The 246-nt window shown below is 46.3% G+C and carries 1 protein-coding gene; it reads right to left on the bottom strand.

The features are described 5' to 3' along the window. Positions 1-212, bottom strand: a 212-nt coding sequence (locus A596_RS23675; protein WP_412130342.1) for a P2 family phage major capsid protein, incomplete at its 3' end; no start/stop codon positions are given. Positions 213-246: the final 34 nt, after the last annotated feature.

Genomic DNA, 246 nt, shown 5'->3' with positions numbered 1-246 from the left:
GCTTTTTGCTCGCTTGGCGCATTGTCTTTATTGATGAGTGGGAAATATTTATCCCCCAACAATTTACGACCACAGATGGCGACCAGCTCGGTACTTTCTTGGTGCCATGGATCAATCAGTTCATTAACGGCGTCATACACAAGCGCGTCGAGGTTTTCATAATCGCCAGCTTTACCTACGCGAACTTTGTTAGCTTCGGTAACTTCTTTCATAACGCGTGCGGCTGCATGGCTACGATACTTTTGA

This window comes from Cellvibrio mixtus subsp. mixtus J3-8 (assembly GCF_000766945.1).
Taxonomy (GTDB): domain Bacteria; phylum Pseudomonadota; class Gammaproteobacteria; order Pseudomonadales; family Cellvibrionaceae; genus Cellvibrio; species Cellvibrio mixtus_A.
Note: the sequence above shows the minus strand (reverse complement) of the source record. Positions and strands in the feature narration are given on the sequence as shown.